Origin of the sequence: Telluria antibiotica, assembly GCF_011682055.1 — a bacterium.
In the GTDB taxonomy this organism is placed as follows: Bacteria; Pseudomonadota; Gammaproteobacteria; order Burkholderiales; family Burkholderiaceae_D; genus Telluria; species Telluria antibiotica.
Genome location: NZ_JAAQOM010000004.1, coordinates 293549 through 312747, shown reverse-complemented (window position 1 = coordinate 312747; position 19199 = coordinate 293549). Strand labels below are relative to the sequence as shown.

The window sequence follows — 19199 nt, the reverse complement described above, 5'->3', positions numbered from 1 at the left end:
CCAGGGCCGATCTGTGCAGGCAGGCGATGGTCAAAAGCCTGCACACATGCACACCAGACAGCGATGAGGGAAGACGTTCAGTAGTAAAAACCGCAGTCGAGTTCTTCGTAGCGGAGCGCATGAACATGGTCTGCGAGGACTGGTCGGCGCCGTCGATTAGGGCTTGCGTAGGTCGGCAAGTTCGTCGAGGCCGCTGCCGCCATCGGCATATGCCGCCTGGAAACTGGAGCGCTTCTTCCAGCGCTGCCACAGCGCGTCGAGGTGCTCGAAGCGCTCGTCGAGCGGAGTGGCGTTGACCGGGAACTTGGAAAACGCGATTGCCGTACACAGTGTAATGTCGGCGAAGGTCGGTACATCGCCTCCAAGGACCCAGGCGCGCCCGTCGGCCAGGTGACGGTCAACCAGCGCGGCGTGGGCCAACGCTTCCTTCCGGCAATGTTCCCCCCACTGGGGGTTGTGAGTCAGCTCCAGCTTGGGACCCAGGCCAGTGTGCATCACGTGGAACATAGTGACGATGCGGTACAAGATATGCGTCCAGATCCGGTTTTCCCACATCGTGTCCTGGCCTTGCTCGAGCGCAGTCGCCCCCATGATTTTACGCCCGGGATAATGCTGATCGAGGTAGCGCGCGATGGCCGCCGTTTCCGACAGATAGCTTCCGTCGGCCAGCAACAGGGTTGGCGTTTCACCCCATGGATTCAGCTTCAGGTGCGGCCACTTGCGCTGGTCACCGCCCGGGGTCATGTCATAGATGATTTCATCGAACTGGTCGGCGATGCCCTTCTCGTGGAGGAACAGGCGCAGGCGTTGCGGGTTGGGAAAGGCCGATGGCGACGTGTAGAGTTTCAGGCGTTTAGACATGAATGCATTCCATTTCAAAATCGGCTACGTTGGGCTGCTAGCGCCCAACGGCCAAGTTGGATTAACCGGCTATTGTTCTCGTCGATCGCCGCGCTCCAACCGCTGCAATCGGCATAACATCGTGAAAACTTAAAATGATTATAGGGTAACGACGATAACTTAAGGTTAAATCGTATATATGAAATTGATAGTCATTGACTATCTTGCGGGTGCGCTTCTAGGCACTCTCAATTTGCCGGATTGTAGAAGAGCCAGCTGGTCCTTGCCGGTCAGACGGTTATATGAAGGCCTTCGTGAAAGCCGGAGCGGTTCATACCGGTTCATACTTAGCACATCTTTCAATGACAGACCGAAATAGTTGGACTGTCCCGCGTTGTCGGGCGTGCAACAGGCGGCGCACTTCCCACCGCAGCGCGCATCCGGAGTACGGTGGGGCTGCGTTGGATGAATGTTAATTGAGATTGGATTCGTTCCCATCCCGCTGTTCCGACGTGCCCGGAGGGACCCCGTTGGCAATCGCCTGCAAACTGAAGACGATGGCGTCGAACACCAGGCGGATGCGGGGCGGCACCGGGCCGCGTTGCGGACGGAAGACGAACACGTCCCACGGCGGCGGCGCAAACTGGTCCAGCACCGTCACCAGGCGCCCGGTCGCTAGGTAAGGTGCCGCCAGTAGTACGGCATTTGGCCGTAACCGATGCTGGCCAGTACCGCGTCGCGCTCGGCTTCAGGATCGTCCATCAGCAGGACCGGCGCGGCCGGAACGAACAGGCGCTCTCCCGCAAGGTACCACGGCCATACCCGGCCGCTGGTGTTGTCGATGAAACCGGTGGTCGGCAGCGCCGCCAGCGCATCGGGCGAAGCCGGGACGCCGGTGCGCACCACCAGTGCCGGCGCGGCGGCAATCACGAACTGCATCCTGGCCGCTGCGCGCGCGACGAACCTGTTGTCGCGCATGAATCCCAGCCGCACGCCGATGTCGATCTGATCGTCGACCACGTCGGCGATCTCATCGCCCAGGCGCAGGTCCAGGATGCTCGAAGGATGCGCGGTCGCCAGATCGACCAGTGCAGGCAGCAGGTGTATGCGCGCCAGGCTGCGCGGCGCGGTGATCCGTACCCGGGTCGGCAGTTGCGAACCCATCGATTCGCCAGGGCGCTGGAACAGCGCGTCGAGCTGCTGGAGCGATTCGCGCGCACGGGCGGACAGTTGCGCGCCAAATTCGATCATCCGCACTTGCCGCGTGCTGCGATGAAACAGCAGTTCGCCAAAGTGGCGTTCCAGCCGCTGCACCGCGCGCGTGACCCCTTGCGGGGAAATAGCCAGGCGAGCAGCCGCTTCGCGAAAACTGAGCGAGTCGGCGGCAATACAAAAAACGCGCAACAAGTCTGTATTGTTCAAAACAATAGCCCGGGCAATAAAGCGTCATTATTCCATAATCAGGAATTCTAAAATTGTGCTTGTCCCATATTCAATGTGCTTGCTGTCCTGCATACTTGCTCTTCCGTAAGGCACCGCGCGCTACAGGCATCTGCGCGCGCCAGCGTTGGCGCACACTCGTACGATCTGCCTTGCCGTTCGGTGTCGCCGTGGCCTGCCATTGATTGAACACGTAACAAGGACCTCGCATGAAAGCTGTTGGCCATCGCGAATCTCCGCCGGTCTGCGCACCGGAATGCCTGGTCGACCTGACGCTGCCGGACCCGCAACCGGCCGGGCGTGACCTGCTGGTCGAAGTACATGCCGTATCAGTCAACTCGGTCGATACCAAAGTCCGGCGCGGGGTGGCGCCGCCTGTGGGCGAGGCCAGGACACTGGGCTGGAATGTGGTGGGCGTGGTGCGCGCGGTGGGCGGCCAGGCCAGCCTGTTCAAGCCGGGAGACCGCGTGATGTATGCCGGTTCGCTGCTACGTCCCGGCACCAACAGCGAGCTGCACCTGGTCGATGAACGGATCGTCGGCCGCGCGCCGGCCAGTCTGGGCGATGCCGCCGCTGCCGCTTTGCCGCTGACCTCGATCACGGCGTGGGAATTGTTGTTCGTCCGCTTGCAGGTGCGCCTGGAGCAAGACGCCACCGGTGTCTTGCTGGTGATCGGCGGGGCTGGCGGTGTCGGCTCGAGCCTAGTTCAGCTGGCGCGCCAGCTCATGACGGTGGTCGCCACTGCCTTGCGGCCGGAAACGCGCGAGCGGGCGATGCAACTCGGCGCCCACCACGTGATCGACGACACGATCGTGCAGCACTACCTGCTGAACCGCATCAACGAACTGATCGACGCCGGCGTGCTGCGTTCGACGCTGGCCGAGCATTTCGGCACCATCAATGCGGCCAACCTCAAGCGTGCCCATGCCTTGCTCGAAAGCGGTAAGGCGCGCGGCAAGATTGTCCTGTCCAGATTCTGAGAACCTTCGCAGCAGGACCTTATCAATTTTTCAACGAACCATTGCTCAATATGAAAACCAAAGCTGCTATTGCATGGAAGGCCGGCGCCCCGCTGACGGTCGAGGAAGTCGACCTGGCCGGCCCGAAAGCCGGCGAGGTGCTGGTCGAAATCAAGGCCACCGGCATTTGCCACACCGATTACTACACCCTGTCCGGCGCCGATCCGGAAGGCATATTCCCGGCCATCCTGGGCCACGAGGGCGCGGGCGTGGTAGTGGATGTCGGCCCCGGCGTGACCTCGGTGCAGAAGGACGACCACGTGATCCCGCTGTACACGCCGGAATGCCGCCAGTGCAAATTCTGCCTGTCACGCAAGACCAACCTGTGCCAGGCGATCCGCTCCACCCAGGGCCGCGGCCTGATGCCGGATGCGACTTCGCGCTTCTCGATCGACGGCAAGCCGCTGTTCCACTACATGGGCACGTCCACGTTCTCGAACTACATCGTGGTGCCAGAAATCGCGGTGGCCAAGATCCGCAAGGACGCACCGTTTGCAACAGCCTGCTACATCGGCTGCGGCGTGACTACCGGCGTCGGCGCAGTGGTATTTTCGGCCAAGGTCGAAGCCGGCGCCAACGTGGTCGTGTTTGGCCTCGGCGGCATCGGACTGAACGTGATCCAGGCCGCCAAAATGGTGGGCGCCAACAAGATCGTCGGGGTTGACATCAATCCGGCGCGGGTCGAGATCGCGCGCCGCTTCGGCATGACCGACTTCGTCAACCCGAAGGAGGTGCCGAACGTGGTCGACCACATCGTCCAGCTGACCGACGGCGGCGCCGATTACTCGTTCGAGTGCATCGGCAACACCACCACCATGCGCCAGGCGCTCGAATGCTGCCACAAGGGCTGGGGCCAGTCGTTCATCATCGGCGTGGCGGCAGCCGGCGAGGAAATCAGCACCCGTCCGTTCCAGCTGGTCACGGGGCGCGAATGGAAGGGTTCCGCGTTCGGCGGCGCGCGCGGTCGTACTGACGTGCCCAAGATCGTCGACTGGTACATGGACGGCAAGCTGCGCATCGACGAGCTGATCACGCACACTTTGCCGCTCGAGCGGATCAACGAGGGCTTCGACCTGATGAAGCGGGGCGAATCGATCCGCTCGGTGGTGCTGTACTAGCCCGTTGTTTTCGGCCGGCTTGCCGGTCGATTTCCGCAACCAGCGCGGCCACAGCCTGCTGATGCTGGCCAGCTACCACGGTGCTGATGCTGGCCAGCTACCACGGCCACCTGGACGTGGCGGAAGTTTTGCTAGAACGCGGCGCCGATCGCGGGATGCGCAATGACATGGGGCAGTCGCCACTGGCAGGCGCCGCCTGCAAGGGCGACTTGCCGATGATGCGGCGGCTGCAGAAGCACGGCGCCGATGTCGAAGAAGTTTCATCTGACGGCAAGACCTCGCCCATGAAGCAGCCATGTTCAACCGCGTCGCCATTGTCGAGCAGTTGCTTGCCAGCGGCGCCCGGCGCGACGCGCGCGATGCCGGCGTATGCGGGCGCTCCACGCGCGCGTCAACGGCCGGGCGCCGGCAGCGCGTCGCCCTCGGACGACAGCATCGGCGAGATGTCCGGATCGCGGCCGAACGCATCGGTGAAGAACGTGACAAAATTTGTGATCTTCAATGATGGCCGGCGGGCCGGCTGGAACACCACGTTCAAGGGCAGCGGCGGCAGGCGAAAGCAGGTCAGAATCGGCTTGACGCGCCCGGCCCGGATATCGCTGCCGTAAATCCATGAGGTCGAGTAGCTGATGCCCAACCCCTCGACCGCTGCCTGGCGGATCGCCTCCGAGCTGTTTGACTGAAAATTGCCGTTGACCCTGACGTGGTGGGCGCCGCCGGCCTCGTCCTGGAATACCCACTCATTGAAATTTGCCAGCCCGGTGTACATGAGGCACTGGTGCCGCCGCAGCTCGTCGGGATGCCGCGGCTCGCCGTGTGCCGCAAGGTAGGAGGGCGAGGCCAGCGTCGCGCGGTGCGCGGTGCCGATGCGGCGCGCGATCAGGCGGCTGTCTTTCAGCTCGCCGACGCGGAAGGCCACGTCGATCCCGCCCGCGACCAGGTCCACGAAATTGTCGTCGAGCTGCAAGTCGATCTTGATCTTCGGGTATCGCGCGTAAAAGCCCGCCAGCCGTGGCACGATGTGCAGGCGCCCGAACGCCACCGGCGCGGCAACCCGCAGCATGCCCGCCACGTCGTGCTCAGCGCGATGGACTTCGGCACGCGCTTCTTCCAGCGTATCGAGCACTTGGCGGCAACGCTCGTAATACAGCCGGCCGGCCTCGGTCAGGGAATGGCTGCGTGTCGAACGCACCAGCAGCCGGGCGCCGAGCTGGGCTTCCAGCGCCTGCACCTGCTTGCTGATCGCCGACTGCGTGCTCTGCTCCTCGCGTGCGACCGCCGAAAAATTGCCGGTTTCCACGACCCGGACGAAGGTCTCCATCAGACGTAATCGATCCATAAGCACTTATTCCTTTGGGGAATAGATCATATCATCCTGGCGGCCTATGCTACCTCTCCAGGAATGGACATAATGCGTGATCATACTTTGCTGCTGTGACAGCGCGGCTTCTGTTGGTTTAACTTGTGAATGGACCTGATGCTATGAGTGTTTCCGTATTCCCTGTCGGCGTTGACGCCGAACACCACAAACTGTTCCAACCTGCGCGCATTGGCGACATCGAGGTCGCCAACCGGGTCGTGATGGCGCCGCTGACGCGCAGCCGTGCCGATGAGCCGCGCGGCGACGTGCCGGGCAGCGCGATGAATATCGATTACTACCGGCAGCGCAGTAATGCCGGCCTGATCATTAGCGAAGGCACCCAGGTCTCGCCAGTCGGCAAGGGCTACATGGCCACGCCCGGGATTTATTCTGAAGAGCAGGTTGAGGGCTGGAAGCCGATCACCCGGGCGGTGCATGAGGCCGGGTCGAAGATCGTGGCACAGATCTGGCACGTGGGCCGGGTGACGCACCCGAACCTGACCGGCGGCGTGCAGCCGGTTGCGCCTTCGGCCGTGACGGCCAATGCCATCGCCTACACGCGTGCCGGTAAGGTGGCGCTGCCCGAGCCGCGCGCACTTGCGCTGGAAGAAATCGCGCAGATCGTCGATGAATACCGCCGCGGTGCGGCCAATGCGATCCGGGCCGGCTTTGACGGCATTGAACTGCATGGCGCAAACGGCTACCTGATCGACCAGTTCCTGCGTGACGGCGCCAACCAGCGCAATGATGCCTACGGCGGCTCGATCGAAAACCGCTGCCGCTTCGCCCTCGAGGTGGTAGACGCGGTGGTGGCCGAGATCGGCGCGGGCCGGGTCGGCATCCGCCTGTCGCCGGTGACTCCAGCCAACGACCTGTCGGACAGCAATCCGCAAGCGCTGTTCGGCTACCTGGTCGAGCAGCTCAACTTGCGCGACATTGCATTCATTCACTTCATCGAAGGCGCCACGGGTGGGGCGCGCGACGTGCCGGGGTTCGACTTCGCGTGGGCGCGCAAGGCCTTTAACGGTACATATATCGCCAACAACGGCTACGACCGCGAGATGGCGCTCGGCGCAGTGAAATCGGGCCATGCCGACGCGGTGGCATTCGGACGGCTGTACATTGCCAACCCGGACCTGGTGCAGCGCCTGCAGCGCAATGCGCCGCTGAATGTGCCCAATCCGCAGACGTTCTACACGCACGGGGAAGAAGGGTACACCGACTACCCGGCGCTTGAACAGGCAGCATAACACCGCAGCGCTTGAATGCCGCTCCCGCTCGGCGCCGGGCGGGAGCACTTTGCGTCTGCGAGGCGAACGTTTTTGCCGATGTGGCCACGGGCAGCGCGCCGCATCAAGGTATGCTTGTAGAGATGGTTGAGTCCTGAACCTGGTACCTCCGAGCTCGGCCATTATCGGGGCGGCATCCAGATTGGCGTCATCCGGAGCAATTGGTCAGCTCGCTGAGCTGGGCCATTTTCCCAGTGCCAGGCCCAATTTAGACCCGTCTAGTGAGAGAAAAGTTTGCCGATGCTACAGACAGGATCGGACAGGACCGGACACTTTCCGAAGCGACCAGAGAGGGACCAGAACGCAAAAAGCCCCCGCACCGAAATGCGGGGGCTTCCTGTTGAATCTTTGGTAGGCCGTGCTGGGCTCGAACCAGCGACCAACGGATTAAAAGTCCGCTGCTCTACCAACTGAGCTAACGACCCGAAGAAGGCACGCATTATAGCGGCTCGGCCGTCGTTCGCTAAGCGGTTTGTTGCGAATACAACAGGTCAGCGCCCGCGCTTTTCCGGTCGTCCAGACGGCGTCGCGGCAGAGATCGCCAGGCTGCTCAGGACGAACGCGGCGGCAAACGTGGCGGCAAACAGGGTCGACAAACGACGCATGATGGCTCCCGGCGGCGAAGATGAGAAACTCGGTTTTCCCATCGATGCTACCGAGTATAGGTATCGACGCCGCCCCTGTGGTTGCCGTACAGCAACAGCGGGTTCATCAGGGGAAATAAAGCGCGACGACGATTGGATTGTTGTTGTGGCGCAACTTACGGTAAGCAGAACGCCCCGGCCTTAGAGGGTTGACGCACGGCAAGTACATAATGTTGGTTTCAGCACGCCGTCCGGAGACATCATGCATTGGTTCCACCATTTAAAGATTACCAACAAGTTACTGGTGGCATTCGTCCCCGTCGTCGCGATGACTTGTGTGATGGGAATATTTTCCATTGTCCAGTTGGACAAGGTCCGCAATTCGTCCACCGAGATTGCCAAGAACTGGATGCCCGGCATCCGCCATATCGGTGAGTTGCAGACGTCGCTGGCGCGCTTCAGGATTTCGGAAGCCACGCACATCCTGCAGGATGCCGAACCCGAGATGGCGACGGCGGACAAGGCGCTCGCGACCCGCCGCGACATCATGCGCACGCAGCAGGAAGCACTCGCTGCCCTGGTATCGGATCCCGAGGAAAAGCGCATCTACGCAGCGTTCCAGCAGGATCTGGACGCGTATATGGCGGAGAGTGCGAAGCTGATCGCGCTGTCGCATGCGGGCAGCAAGGACGAGGCGAGGGCGCTGTTCAAGGGCGCCTCCAACAAGATCTATCGCAAGATCAATGAAGAATTCGAAGCCCTGTCGAAGCACAATGACGAGGGCAGCGATGCGTCCGAACAGGCCGCCGAGCAGGTCTTCAACATGTCGCGCAAGCTGATCGTCGCCGCACTGATGGTGGCGGTCGGCGTCGGGCTGGTGCTGGCGATGTGGGTCGCGCGCATCGTGGCGAGGCCGTTGAACGAAGCGATCGGGGTCGCGCAGCGGGTGGCGAGCGGCGACCTGACGGCCGAGATCGAAGTGGCCAGCCGCGACGAAACGGGCATGGTGATGCGCTCCCTGCGCGACATGAACCAAAGCCTGGCGCAGGTGGTGGGGCAGGTGCGCGGTTCGACGGATGCGATCGCTACGGCATCGGCGCAGATCGCCAGCGGCAACATGGATCTGTCTGCCCGCACCGAGGGGCAAGCGAGTTCGCTCGAGGAGACGGCGTCCGCCATGGAAGCGCTGACCACCACCGTGCGGCAGAACGCCGACAATGCGCGCCTCGCCGATCAATTGGCGCAGTCGGCATCCAGCGTGGCGGCCGACGGCGGCAAGGTGGTGGGTGACGTGATCACGACCATGGACGCGATCAGCGCGGCGTCGCGCAAGATCGTCGACATCATCGGCGTCATCGACGGCATCGCGTTCCAGACCAATATCCTCGCGCTGAACGCGGCGGTGGAAGCCGCGCGGGCCGGCGAACAAGGGCGTGGATTCGCCGTCGTCGCGTCGGAAGTGCGGAACCTGGCGCAGCGCAGCGCCGTTGCGGCCAAGGAGATCAAGCAATTGATCGAAGATTCGGTCCAACAGATGGATACCGGCACGGTGCTGGTGCAGCAGGCCGGCAATACGATGGACCAGATCATGGCCAGCGTGCAGCGTGTGAGCGGCGTGGTGGGGGAGATCTCGGCGTCCAGCGTCGAGCAGCGTTCCGGCATCGAGGAAATCAACAAGGCCATCGTCCAGATCGACGAGACCACGCAGCGCAATGCCGCCCTCGTCGAGGAAGCGGCGGCTGCCGCGGCCGCGTTGCAGGACCAGGCGGCGCAGTTGGCGGCGGTCGTGTCCCGGTTCCACCTGGCCGACATGCCGCGCCAGTCCAGGACACGGCAACTGGCTTGACCAAGCCCGAAAACAAAAACGCCAGCCCGAAGGCTGGCGTTTTCGTTGAATCTCTGGTAGGCCGTGCGGGGCTCGAACCTGCGACCAACGGATTAAAAGTCCGCTGCTCTACCAACTGAGCTAACGACCCGAAGAAGGCACGTATTATAGCGGGCCGTTTTGATTTACGCCAGAGGTAACGTAAATCGCTAGTGCGCCACCGTGGATTTCAGCACTTCCTCCGCCGTCGTCAAGCCCTCCATCACCTTGTAGGCACCGGCGATGCGCAGCGGCTTCATGCCGTCGGCCACGCTTTGCTGGCGCAGCACGGCGAGGTCCGTCTTTTCCTGCAGGAGGCGCGAGAACCCTTCGGTCACGGTGACGAGTTCGTACAAGCCCGTGCGGCCGCGGAACCCCGTCTGGCGGCATTCCGGGCAGCCGATGGGGCGGTAGACCGTGGCCGGCTTCGGCAGGTTCCACGCGCCGCCCAGTGCGCTCCACACGTCGTCGGAGAGTTCGCCGTCCGGCGATTTGCAATGCGGGCACAGCGTGCGTACGAGACGCTGCGCCATGATGCCGATCAACGTGGCTTCCAGCAGATAGTACGGCACGCCCAGTTCCAGCAGACGCATGACGGCGGACGGGGCGTCGTTCGTGTGCAAGGTCGACAGCACCAGGTGACCGGTCAGCGCGGCCTGGATCGCCATTTCTGCCGTCTCCAGGTCGCGGATCTCGCCGACCATGATGATGTCGGGATCTTGCCGCATCAACGCGCGCACGCCGTCCGCGAACGACAAGTCGATACCGGGTTGCACCTGCATCTGGTTGAACGACGCTTCGACCATCTCGATCGGGTCTTCCACCGTGCACACGTTGACTTCGCTCGTGGCCAATGCCTTCAAGGTGGTGTACAGCGTCGTCGTCTTGCCGGAGCCGGTCGGGCCCGTGACGAGGATGATGCCGTGCGCCCGCTTCGTCAGCGCGTCCCAGCGCGCCGCGTCGTCGGGCGGGAAGCCCAGTTCCGGCAAGGTCTTGACGACGACTTCCGGGTCGAAGATGCGCATCACGAGTTTTTCGCCGAACGCCGTCGGCATCGTGGACAGGCGCAGCTCGACTTCCTGGCCATCGTTGGTACGGGTCTTGATGCGGCCGTCCTGCGGGCGGCGTTTTTCGATCACGTCCATGCGCCCGAGCAGCTTGATGCGGGCCGTCATGGCGATCATCACCACGGCCGGCACCTGGTACACCTGGTGCAGCACGCCGTCGATGCGGAAGCGGATCGCGCCCGCGTCGCGCTTCGGTTCCAGGTGGATGTCGGACGCGCGCTGGTCGAACGCATAACCCCACAGCCAGTCGACGATGTTGACGATGTGCTGGTCGTTTGCGTCGACCTGTTTATTGGTCTTGCCCAGTTCGACCAGCTGCTCGAAGTTGTTGCGCAGCGCGAGGTCTTGTCCGCTCGACTTGTTGGCGTCGCGGATGGATTTCGCGAGGCTGAAGAATTGCGAGATGTATTGCGCGATGTCGAGCGGGTTCGCGATCACGAGCTCGATGCGGCGGCGCGAGATGCGTGCGATCTCGTCCTGCCATTCGGTGCGGAATGGGTCCGCCGTGGCGACGACGAGCGTGCCCGGCCCCAGTTCGACGGGCAGGATGTTGAAACGTGCCGCGTAACTGGCCGACATCACGTCGGCGACCTTCGTGAAGTCGATCTTGAGCGGATCGATGCGGAAGAACGGCAGGCCGACTTTCGTCGCGCACCATTCGCTGAGCACGTCCAAGGTGAGCAGTTTATGGGGCGGCTTTGCCGAGACGATCTTGCACTGCGCGATCGCGGTCAGCGGATGCATGGACCCGACCGCGTTCTTGAGGATGCTTTGCGCCTGCGCGAAGTGAGGCTTGACGGTCGATTTCTCGACGATGCCGTCGGCCAGCAGCCACGAAAAAATGGTTTGCAGGTCGAGGGCTTTCGGCTTGTGCATGGTCGGAGCGTCAGTTCGCGGCGGGAGCAAGGATGCCCTTGACCCAGGACTTCGCGGGCAGCTTCGTCGCCGCCACGATCTGCGCGGCGCGCGCGGCGAGACGGTCTTTGTCGAGATCCGGCTTCGTCTTGAAGCACAGCGCGACGACGTTGCCGTCGTGGACTTCGGGCAGGCAGATCACGTGCCCGAACGCGAAGCGCATCGCCTTGATGTTCTTGCCGAAGCTCGGGTGGTCGCCGAACAGGTTGACGGTCATGACGCCGCGGTCCGTCAGGCACGCATTGCACGCCTGGTAGAACTCGGGCGTGTCCAGCACGGGGCCGCGCGCGGTGGCGTCGTACAAGTCGCATTGCAGTACGTCGATCGCGTCGTGGTGGGCATCGTCCAGCACGAAATCCATCGCGTCCATCTCGAGCACGCGCAGGCGTTCGTCTTCCGGCGGCAGCTTGAACATCGCGTTACAGATCGAGATCACGGCCGGATTCAGTTCGACGGCCGTCACGTGCGCCTGCGGGAACTGGCGATAGCAGAACTTGGTCAAACCTGCGGCGCCGAGGCCCAGTTGGACGATAGCTTGCGGGTCGTCGACGAACAGCATCCAGGCCATCATCTGCTGGGCGTATTCGAGTTCCGGCCAGTCCGGCTTGCGGATGCGCATGGCGCCCTGGATCCATTCGGTGCCGAAATGGAGGAAGCGCACACCGTCCTGTTCGGACAGGGTGACGGGCGCAAACTTGGGCTTGCGGGCGGGACGGCGCGACGATTCGGCCTGTTCGATGGATTTGCGTTTGATGAGCATAGGATGTGCGAAGGGAACATCCTATTATCGGTGGCGTCAATCCACAGCGCAAGAAGCGCCGTGGATGGCAGCAGACGCTGCGGAGGAGCCGACGGTGCGGAGAAGGGGGGGCGTCCCCCGCACCGGAAGTGTGAAGGTTACTGGTACTGGTCCGGTGCGACCGACACGCGCAGGCGCACGCGGTTGCCCGGGTCGCGGTTCATGACTGTCGTATAGGTATGGCCGCGGTAATCGTAGGTCACGTCGTAGCCGTTCGTGCGCTCCTGGATGGAGTCGACGGTGCGGCAGCGCTGCACGGCCTGTTCCTGCACTTGCGGACCGTAGTCGCGGCCATTGTTGTCGACGTTGTCGCCGACCATGCCGCCCGCGATCGCGCCCGCGGCGGCCGCAGCCACCTTGCCGTTGCCATGGCCCACCTGGCTGCCCAGCAGGGCGCCGGCGATGCCGCCGATGACCGTGCCGGCCTGGCTGCGCTGCTGCTGGACCGGTGTCTGGACGTAGTCGGTACGGCATTCCTGGCGCGGCGTACGCACTTGCTCGATGCGCGGCTGGACACGCACCACGCGGCCGAAGTCTTCGAAATCGCCAGTCTGGGCGTGGGCCAGCGGCAGGGCGCACACGCCCATCGCGGAGAGAATCAGTTTGGCATTGAATTTCATGGTAATACCTCGTTCTGGTGGTGCTGCAGGTCGGTTGTAGTCGTCAGGGCGATTCGCCATGATGGAATCTTAGCGCCAGTTGGTCATTGTTTACGATCCGTGTGGCAACAAAATGTAACAGCAGGTATACCCGTCGAAACCGGTTGTTCAGAGTAGAAAAGCGTGGAAAAACCGCCAACAATGGATGAAAAAACTCGTCTTTTTTTACAAATATGGCGGGCTCGTCCATATTCGGGTTGATTCGCTTACCACAAAACGTTACCCTTAGGAGACTTGGGGTTTTATTGGCGCGTAGAAACGAGACCAGGAGAAAGCGAACAAGCCCGCCGCTTCCACAACACCGCGCCTGGAGCAGCAGAACCAGACTGGGTGACTTGAGGAAAAAATGAGTTTGTTGACGAGAGTACCGCCGAATCTTGTGCAGTCCATCCGCGCTTACCGTGCACCGGAGCTGCAGAAGGAGGCGATGCGCATGGGTCATCACTTTCTCTATGCGCTGTGCACCAACGCGCTGACGAAGCAGCAAGTTTGTGCCCGCATCGGCGAGCAATTCTTTTTCCCCAAGCCGTGCAGCAAGAATTTCGACGCGCTGCGCAACTGCCTGACCGAAGTCATCGCCGGCGCCGGGCCGCAACCGGGCTTCATCGCCGTGCTGGACCAATTGCCGAATACGCAAAAATTCGACAAGGAAGCCCGCGAAACCCTGCTCGACGTATTCCGCGACGCAGCCGAATTCTGGGCCGAGAAAAAAGTCCCGTTCCGCGTGTTTTATTCCTTCGAAGAGCCGCAAGCGCCCCAACCCGTGGGCTGGGTGGGGCCCCACGCCTTCAAGTAAGCGCGGCGTTGCCGCCATTTGCTTCCTTGGGCCCGCCCACCGGCTCGGGTTACAATGCGCGCTTATGAAAAATATCGTGATCCTTATTTCTGGCCGCGGCAGCAACATGGAAGCCATCGTGCGTGCGCAGCAGGCCGAAGCCTGGCCGGCCCGCATCGCCGCCGTGATCAGCAATAAGCCGGACGCCAAAGGCCTCGAATTTGCGCAAAGCCACGGCATTCCGACCGCCGTCGTGCCCAACAAGGAATTCCCGACCCGAGACGCGTTCGACGCCGCCCTGCAAGCCACGATCGACCGGTTCGAACCGGATCTCGTCGTGCTGGCCGGCTTCATGCGCATCCTGACGGCGCCGTTCGTCGAGCATTACGCGGGCCGCATGCTGAACATCCACCCGTCGCTGCTGCCGCTGTTCCCTGGCCTGCACACGCACCGGCAGGCGCTGGACGCGTGTGTCGAGGAACACGGCGCGACCGTGCACTTCGTCACCGCCGAGCTGGACCATGGCCCGGCCGTGATCCAGGCGCGCATTCCCGTGCTGCCGGGCGACACGGAAGACAGCCTGGCGGAACGCCTGCTGGCGGAGGAACACGTCATTTATCCGCAAGCGGTGCGCCTGTTCATCGAAGACAGGCTCAGCATCGAAGGCGGCGAGGTCCGGATCGCCGCGACCCCCTGATTTTATTTCCAAGGAACACCATGAGATTGCCACCCGCGATACTCGGCAATGCGGAAGAAGTATTGCGCGAGATCCTGCGCTTTATGTCCCCGGCCGACGTCACCCTGTCGCGCTACTTCAAGGACCATCCCCGCCTGGGCGGGCGCGAACGCGGCGCCATCGCCGAATGCGTCTACGCAGTACTGCGCCATAAATCCTTCTTCACCGATTTCGCCGGCACTGGCGCGACGATGCGCCGCCTCACCCTGCTGGGCATGGCGGAAGCCATCGGCGCGGACTCGCTGGGGGGCCTGACGGAAGACGAAGTCGCTTTCCTGGCGCGCATCAAGGACATCGATCGTTCGCTGTTGCCGCCGAAGAAGCTGGCGAACCTGCCGGACTGGCTGTACGACAAATTCGTCGCCCAGTACGGCGAGGAAGAAACCCTGGCCCTGGCCGCCGTGCTGAACACGCCGGCGCCGCTGGACCTGCGCGTCAACTCGCTGAAGACCGATCGCGACAAGGTCATCGCCGAACTGGCGACGGCCCCCATCGCGGCCGAGCCGACCCCGTATTCGGCACTGGGCCTGCGCATCTGGAAGAAACCGGCGCTGCAAAACCTGCCGCTGTTCAAGGAAGGCGCGATCGAGGTGCAGGACGAGGGCAGCCAGGTGCTGGCCCAGCTGCTGGGCGCGCGCCGCGGCGAGATGGTCGTCGACTTTTGCGCCGGCGCGGGCGGCAAGACGCTGGCCATTGGCGCCATCATGCGCAATACGGGCCGCCTGTATGCGTTCGACGTGTCGGAAAAGCGTCTGACCAAGCTCAAGCCGCGCCTGGCGCGCAGCGGACTGTCGAACGTGCATCCCGTCGTCATCGCGCACGAACGCGATTCGAAAGTGAAGCGTTTGGCCGGCAAGATCGACCGCGTGCTCGTCGATGCGCCGTGTTCCGGCATGGGCACGCTGCGCCGCAACCCGGACGTGAAATGGCGCCAGCAGGCCGAGGGCATCGCCGAGCTGACGGAAAAGCAGGCCTCGATCCTGGACGGCGCCGCGCGCCTCGTGAAATTCGGCGGCCGCCTCGTCTACGCGACGTGCAGCCTGCTGGACGAGGAAAACGACGGCATCGTGCAAGGCTTCCTGGCGTCGCACCCGGATTTTGAACTGCTGCCGATGCACAAGGTCCTGGCTGAACAGCGCATCCCGCTGGACATGGGCGACTACCTGAAGATGCTGCCGCACAAGCACGGCACGGACGGCTTCTTTGCCGCCGTGCTGGAGCGCAAGGCCGCGCCTGCCAAGCCCGTTGCCGACGAATCCGACGACGCTGCCGAGTAATAAAGGACGATGCCGCTGACCAGCCTGATCTACGATCTGCTCGACGACCTGAGCCGCCCCGGCATGCCGTGGCAGGTCGGGGCGATCATCGCCAGCATCCTGTTCGGCTGGCTCAGCGCGCAAGTGGTCCGCATATGGTGGAACCGTCGCCGCGGCGAGGCCGGCAGCCTGTTGCATACGGGTGTCGAAAGCTTTACCCGCGTCGTGGCGCCGTTGCTCGTCGTCAGCTTGCTGTATCTGACGCAATTCCTCCTGACCAAAAGCCACTTCCACACGAATATCGTCAAGGTGGCGATTCCCGTGTTCTGGTCGCTGGCCGCGATCCGCCTCGTGTTCTACCTGTTGCGCCGCGTGTTCGCGCGGCGCGGGCAGCTGGGGCAGGCGCTCGTCACGTTCGAGAAGATCTTCGCGCTGGTCGCCTGGCTCGCCGTCGTGCTGTACATCACGGGCTTGTGGCCGGATATCTTCGATTTTCTCGACAGCTACAAGATCCAGTTCGGCCCGAAGAAATCGAACAGCGTCACGTTGGCCGACATCCTGCAGGCCGTTGCATCCATCGTCGTGGCGCTGATGCTGGCCTTGTGGGCCGGTGCCGCGCTGGAAGAGCGGTTGATGGGCGTGCATGCGCTGCACAGCTCGCTGCGCGTGGCGCTGGCGCGCCTGGGTCGCGCGTTCCTGATCGTCGGCGCCGTGCTGCTGAGCCTGAATCTCGTCGGCATCGATCTCACCGTGCTCTCCGTGTTCGGCGGCGCATTGGGTGTCGGCCTCGGTCTCGGCATGCAGCGGATCGCCAGCAACTACGTGTCCGGCTTCATCATCCTGCTCGAGCGCAGCCTGTCGATCGGCGACATGATCTCGGTCAGCACCTTTACCGGTAAAGTCACGCAGATCAACACGCGCTACACGGTGTTGCAGGGGCTCGACGGCGTCGAGACCGTGTTGCCGAACGAATTGCTGATTTCGGGCCCCGTGCAGAACCAGTCGCTGACGACGCCAAGGGTGCGGGCGTCGACGAAAGTGACCCTGGCCTATGGCTCCGACCTGGATGAGGTGATGCCGTTGCTGATCGCGCAAGCCGTGGGCACGCCGCGCGTGCTGGAAGAGCCTGCGCCCGGCATCTCGCTGACGCGATTCGGCCCGGATGGCTATGAGCTCGACCTGGGGTTCTGGATTGCCGATCCGGAAAACGGGCAGGGCGGTGTCGTTTCAGAAATCAATAAAAAGATTTACGCGCTGGTGCAGGCCGGTACCGTCAAATTAGGCTTTCCATCCATTGATACTCGTCTCCTCGACTCCCATATAGCATCGGTTGTGGCGCGAATCACGCAGCCGACGCAGAATTCCCAGCCGGGTGCGTCTTGATTGCGTCAATACGTGCCGTGCGGCACGCGTTACGCGTAAAATACCCGTTTGCGTCACGCACCAACGCGTGACGTTTTGTCATAGCGACTGTTCCATAGAAAGAACAGCACTACCCTAGTCATCCTTAGTGGAGTCTCGATGAATTTCTTGAGCAACACCTTGCACGCCGTGCTGTCCTTCCTGGACGGCGGTCTGTTCGACCTCTCGGTTTGGCAGATGGTCGTGTACACGCTGGTCGTCACGCACATCACGATCGCCGGCGTGACGATCTACCTGCACCGCCACCAGGCGCACCGCGCGCTGGACCTGCACCCGATCGCCAGCCATTTCTTCCGTTTCTGGCTGTGGCTGACCACGGGCCAGGTGACGAAGGAATGGGCGGCCGTGCACCGCAAGCACCACGCCAAGTGCGAGACCGTGGAAGACCCGCACAGCCCGGTCACGCACGGCATCAAGAAGGTGTTGCTCGAAGGCGCGGAACTGTACCGCGTCGAAACGAAGAACCAGGAAACCCTGGACAAATACGGCCACGGCTGCCCGAACGACTGGATCGAGAACAAGCTGTACACGCGGTACAGCTGGCTCGGCGTGTCGATGCTGCTGCCGCTGAACGTCGCGATGTTCGGCGTGATCGGCATCACGATCTGGGCCGTGCAGATGCTGTGGATCCCGATCACGGCGGCCGGCATCATCAACGGCATCGGCCACTTCTGGGGCTACCGCAACTACGATTGCAACGACGCGGCGACGAACGTCCTGCCGTGGGGCATCCTCATCGGCGGCGAAGAACTGCACAACAACCACCATACGTTCGCCACGTCGGCCAAGCTGTCGAGCAAGTGGTACGAATTCGACATCGGCTGGGCGTATATCCGCATGATGGAAATGGTGGGCCTGGCCAAGGTCAAGAAAACCATCCCGAAGCCGCGCCTGCAAAAGAACAAACAGGAAGCGGACTTCGACACCCTGCAGGCCGTCATCGCCAACCGCTACGACGTGATGGCGAAGTACGCCAAGTCCGTCAAGCATGCGTTCCGTGAAGAAGTGGAGCACCTGAAGCAAAAGGCCGAGCTGGAATCGCGCTTCCTGAAGAGCTCGCGCAAGCTGATGCAGCGCGAGCCGGCCAAGCTGCAGGCGCCGCAACAGGCCCAGCTGGTCGAGCTGTTCCAGCACAGCAAAGTCCTGGAAACGATGCACGAAATGCGCGTGGAACTGGGCGCGATCTGGGAACGCTCGCACTCGACCCGCGACCAGCTGCTGCACCAGCTGCAGGACTGGTGTGCCCGTGCCGAAGCGTCGGGCATCAAGTCGCTGCAAGAGTTCTCGATGCGCCTGCGCAGCTACGCGTAAGCAATCACGAACGACGCCGGTCCGGCCGGCTTTTGAACACCCCTCGCGCAGGGGTGTTTTCTTTTGTGGAGCGTGAAGGGGGGGCGCCGGCAACAGCGTGGCGCATCGCAGCGTGCGCGCGTATGATCGCCGCGTGGGAAGAGTGTGCGGCCGGAACCGGAGGAATCTGTCATGCAGGAACGTCAGCGCCGTTTAGATGAAGTGACCGCCAACGCCGTGGCGCGTGGCATGAACATTCTTGCTGTCCGCAACGCCGACGTCGCCCAACGTTACATGGAACACAAGCGCGTTCCGCCGCATGTCATCTGCAGGGTGCTCACCCAGCCCACGCTTCGTCGCCGGCTCAGCCCGGAGCAATCCATTTCAGAGGCCATCACGCCGTCCCCGCAGGACGGTACGGAGCCCCAGGAGCCTGCCTAGGTCGCGTCGCGTCCGGCGGTGGACGGCGGGGATTCGGCGTCCGCGCCTTCCAATGCCGTCGCGTGTTCGGTCCGCGTGCAATCGTCGATCGACTGGCGCTCTTCGATGGCCAGTTCGGGCGGATCGAGCATGTCGGCCAGCATGGCGGCGAGTTCGGGCGTGTCCCACTGGGCGCCGTTGCGTTCCCTGGTGTGGATGTAGTGACGGATCTCGCTATCCTGTTCCGGCGTGAGCGGCAGGCCGCGGAATGTGTTGGAGGGTCTGGATTCTTTCATGGCGCTCTCGCTTTCCGGCCTGTTGCCGGTCATCCGACTGTACGCGCATG

The 19199-nt window shown here is 62.8% G+C and carries 18 protein-coding genes, 2 tRNA genes and 1 pseudogene; 11 read left to right on the top strand and 10 right to left on the bottom strand.

Annotation, left to right across the window (positions count from 1 at the left end):
* Nucleotides 1-156: 156 nt before the first annotated feature.
* From HAV22_RS09010 to HAV22_RS09005, 3 genes are all read right to left on the bottom strand, one after another.
* Entirely contained in the window at nucleotides 157-861 is a 705-nt protein-coding gene (locus HAV22_RS09010) for a glutathione S-transferase family protein (protein ID WP_166858639.1), read from the bottom strand.
* A 451-nt stretch (nucleotides 862-1312) separates the two neighbouring features.
* Entirely contained in the window at nucleotides 1313-1501 is a 189-nt protein-coding gene (locus HAV22_RS31645; protein WP_308789206.1) for a hypothetical protein, read from the bottom strand.
* Nucleotides 1502-1515: 14 nt separating this feature from the next.
* On the bottom strand, nucleotides 1516-2262 hold the full coding sequence (locus tag HAV22_RS09005) for a LysR substrate-binding domain-containing protein (RefSeq protein ID WP_308789205.1): 747 nt from the start codon (nucleotides 2260-2262) through the stop codon (nucleotides 1516-1518).
* Nucleotides 2263-2489: 227 nt separating this feature from the next.
* On the opposite strand from HAV22_RS09005, the gene HAV22_RS09000 reads away from it, so the two are divergent.
* The 3 genes and pseudogenes from HAV22_RS09000 to HAV22_RS31805 all read left to right on the top strand — a co-directional run.
* The gene (locus tag HAV22_RS09000) at nucleotides 2490-3260 is read left to right on the top strand and encodes an alcohol dehydrogenase catalytic domain-containing protein (protein WP_166858637.1); all 771 of its coding nucleotides are present in this window, start codon (nucleotides 2490-2492) and stop codon (nucleotides 3258-3260) included.
* A gap of 50 nt (nucleotides 3261-3310) precedes the next feature.
* A complete protein-coding gene (locus HAV22_RS08995) occupies nucleotides 3311-4417 on the top strand; it encodes an S-(hydroxymethyl)glutathione dehydrogenase/class III alcohol dehydrogenase (RefSeq protein WP_166858635.1) in 1107 nt (368 codons plus the stop codon).
* An 86-nt stretch (nucleotides 4418-4503) separates the two neighbouring features.
* Nucleotides 4504-4620: pseudogene (locus HAV22_RS31805) on the top strand (ankyrin repeat domain-containing protein); the annotation flags it as partial.
* Nucleotides 4621-4808: 188 nt separating this feature from the next.
* On the opposite strand, the gene HAV22_RS08985 reads toward HAV22_RS31805, so the two are convergent.
* Nucleotides 4809-5756 carry a LysR family transcriptional regulator gene (locus HAV22_RS08985; protein WP_166858633.1) on the bottom strand — a complete coding sequence of 316 codons (948 nt, stop codon included), beginning with the start codon at nucleotides 5754-5756 and terminating at the stop codon, nucleotides 4809-4811.
* Between the two features lie 143 nt (nucleotides 5757-5899).
* Here HAV22_RS08985 and HAV22_RS08980 point away from each other — a divergent pair, with 143 nt between their 5' ends.
* Nucleotides 5900-7027 (top strand): alkene reductase, encoded by a 1128-nt coding sequence (locus tag HAV22_RS08980; RefSeq protein WP_166858631.1) that lies wholly within the window; start codon nucleotides 5900-5902, stop codon nucleotides 7025-7027.
* Nucleotides 7028-7415: 388 nt separating this feature from the next.
* Here the strand turns inward: HAV22_RS08980 and HAV22_RS08975 are convergent.
* Nucleotides 7416-7491 (bottom strand) — tRNA-Lys (locus HAV22_RS08975).
* A gap of 421 nt (nucleotides 7492-7912) precedes the next feature.
* Between HAV22_RS08975 and HAV22_RS08970 the strand changes: the two genes are divergently transcribed.
* Entirely contained in the window at nucleotides 7913-9496 is a 1584-nt protein-coding gene (locus tag HAV22_RS08970) for a methyl-accepting chemotaxis protein (protein ID WP_166858629.1), read from the top strand.
* Between the two features lie 54 nt (nucleotides 9497-9550).
* Here HAV22_RS08970 and HAV22_RS08965 read toward each other — a convergent pair.
* The 4 genes from HAV22_RS08965 to HAV22_RS08950 form a co-directional block, all read right to left on the bottom strand.
* Nucleotides 9551-9626 (bottom strand) — tRNA-Lys (locus HAV22_RS08965).
* A 58-nt stretch (nucleotides 9627-9684) separates the two neighbouring features.
* Nucleotides 9685-11457, bottom strand: coding sequence for a type IV pilus assembly ATPase TfpB (gene tfpB, locus HAV22_RS08960; protein ID WP_166858626.1), 1773 nt, complete (start codon nucleotides 11455-11457; stop codon nucleotides 9685-9687).
* Nucleotides 11458-11467: 10 nt separating this feature from the next.
* Nucleotides 11468-12256 carry a class I SAM-dependent methyltransferase gene (locus HAV22_RS08955; RefSeq protein WP_166858624.1) on the bottom strand — a complete coding sequence of 263 codons (789 nt, stop codon included), beginning with the start codon at nucleotides 12254-12256 and terminating at the stop codon, nucleotides 11468-11470.
* 137 nt (nucleotides 12257-12393) lie between these two features.
* Nucleotides 12394-12915 (bottom strand): glycine zipper 2TM domain-containing protein, encoded by a 522-nt coding sequence (locus tag HAV22_RS08950; RefSeq protein ID WP_166858622.1) that lies wholly within the window; start codon nucleotides 12913-12915, stop codon nucleotides 12394-12396.
* Between the two features lie 385 nt (nucleotides 12916-13300).
* On the opposite strand from HAV22_RS08950, the gene HAV22_RS08945 reads away from it, so the two are divergent.
* The 6 genes from HAV22_RS08945 (at nucleotide 13301) to HAV22_RS08920 (ending at nucleotide 18874) form a co-directional block, all read left to right on the top strand.
* A complete protein-coding gene (locus tag HAV22_RS08945) occupies nucleotides 13301-13750 on the top strand; it encodes a barstar family protein (RefSeq protein ID WP_166858620.1) in 450 nt (149 codons plus the stop codon).
* A gap of 64 nt (nucleotides 13751-13814) precedes the next feature.
* Nucleotides 13815-14426 carry a phosphoribosylglycinamide formyltransferase gene (gene purN, locus HAV22_RS08940; RefSeq protein ID WP_166858618.1) on the top strand — a complete coding sequence of 204 codons (612 nt, stop codon included), beginning with the start codon at nucleotides 13815-13817 and terminating at the stop codon, nucleotides 14424-14426.
* Nucleotides 14427-14446: 20 nt separating this feature from the next.
* Entirely contained in the window at nucleotides 14447-15742 is a 1296-nt protein-coding gene (locus HAV22_RS08935) for an RsmB/NOP family class I SAM-dependent RNA methyltransferase (protein ID WP_166858616.1), read from the top strand.
* 9 nt (nucleotides 15743-15751) lie between these two features.
* Nucleotides 15752-17104, top strand: a complete 1353-nt coding sequence (locus HAV22_RS08930; RefSeq protein ID WP_166858614.1) for a mechanosensitive ion channel family protein — start codon at nucleotides 15752-15754, stop codon at nucleotides 17102-17104.
* 138 nt (nucleotides 17105-17242) lie between these two features.
* Complete coding sequence (locus HAV22_RS08925; protein WP_166858612.1) at nucleotides 17243-18454, top strand: DesA family fatty acid desaturase; 1212 nt, start codon at nucleotides 17243-17245, stop codon at nucleotides 18452-18454.
* 171 nt (nucleotides 18455-18625) lie between these two features.
* On the top strand, nucleotides 18626-18874 hold the full coding sequence (locus HAV22_RS08920) for a hypothetical protein (protein ID WP_166858610.1): 249 nt from the start codon (nucleotides 18626-18628) through the stop codon (nucleotides 18872-18874).
* Here the strand turns inward: HAV22_RS08920 and HAV22_RS08915 are convergent.
* Nucleotides 18871-19149, bottom strand: a complete 279-nt coding sequence (locus tag HAV22_RS08915) for a hypothetical protein (RefSeq protein ID WP_166858168.1) — start codon at nucleotides 19147-19149, stop codon at nucleotides 18871-18873. The genes HAV22_RS08920 and HAV22_RS08915 overlap by 4 nt on opposite strands.
* Between the last annotated feature and the right edge of the window lie 50 nt (nucleotides 19150-19199).

Excerpts from the sequence above, each read along its gene's own strand:
- HAV22_RS08995 (WP_166858635.1), top strand. The coding sequence starts at position 3,311 with ATGAAAACCAAAGCTGCTATTGCATGGAAGGCCGGCGCCCCGCTGACG.
- HAV22_RS08970 (WP_166858629.1), top strand. The coding sequence starts at position 7,913 with ATGCATTGGTTCCACCATTTAAAGATTACCAACAAGTTACTGGTGGCA.
- HAV22_RS08980 (WP_166858631.1), top strand. The coding sequence starts at position 5,900 with ATGAGTGTTTCCGTATTCCCTGTCGGCGTTGACGCCGAACACCACAAA.
- HAV22_RS08925 (WP_166858612.1), top strand. The coding sequence starts at position 17,243 with ATGAATTTCTTGAGCAACACCTTGCACGCCGTGCTGTCCTTCCTGGAC.
- HAV22_RS08945 (WP_166858620.1), top strand. The coding sequence starts at position 13,301 with ATGAGTTTGTTGACGAGAGTACCGCCGAATCTTGTGCAGTCCATCCGC.
- HAV22_RS08950 (WP_166858622.1), bottom strand. The coding sequence starts at position 12,915 with ATGAAATTCAATGCCAAACTGATTCTCTCCGCGATGGGCGTGTGCGCC.
- purN (WP_166858618.1), top strand. The coding sequence starts at position 13,815 with ATGAAAAATATCGTGATCCTTATTTCTGGCCGCGGCAGCAACATGGAA.
- HAV22_RS08930 (WP_166858614.1), top strand. The coding sequence starts at position 15,752 with ATGCCGCTGACCAGCCTGATCTACGATCTGCTCGACGACCTGAGCCGC.
- HAV22_RS08955 (WP_166858624.1), bottom strand. The coding sequence starts at position 12,256 with ATGCTCATCAAACGCAAATCCATCGAACAGGCCGAATCGTCGCGCCGT.
- HAV22_RS09000 (WP_166858637.1), top strand. The coding sequence starts at position 2,490 with ATGAAAGCTGTTGGCCATCGCGAATCTCCGCCGGTCTGCGCACCGGAA.
- tfpB (WP_166858626.1), bottom strand. The coding sequence starts at position 11,457 with ATGCACAAGCCGAAAGCCCTCGACCTGCAAACCATTTTTTCGTGGCTG.
- HAV22_RS08985 (WP_166858633.1), bottom strand. The coding sequence starts at position 5,756 with ATGGATCGATTACGTCTGATGGAGACCTTCGTCCGGGTCGTGGAAACC.
- HAV22_RS08935 (WP_166858616.1), top strand. The coding sequence starts at position 14,447 with ATGAGATTGCCACCCGCGATACTCGGCAATGCGGAAGAAGTATTGCGC.
- HAV22_RS08915 (WP_166858168.1), bottom strand. The coding sequence starts at position 19,149 with ATGAAAGAATCCAGACCCTCCAACACATTCCGCGGCCTGCCGCTCACG.
- HAV22_RS08920 (WP_166858610.1), top strand. The coding sequence starts at position 18,626 with ATGCAGGAACGTCAGCGCCGTTTAGATGAAGTGACCGCCAACGCCGTG.
- HAV22_RS09010 (WP_166858639.1), bottom strand. The coding sequence starts at position 861 with ATGTCTAAACGCCTGAAACTCTACACGTCGCCATCGGCCTTTCCCAAC.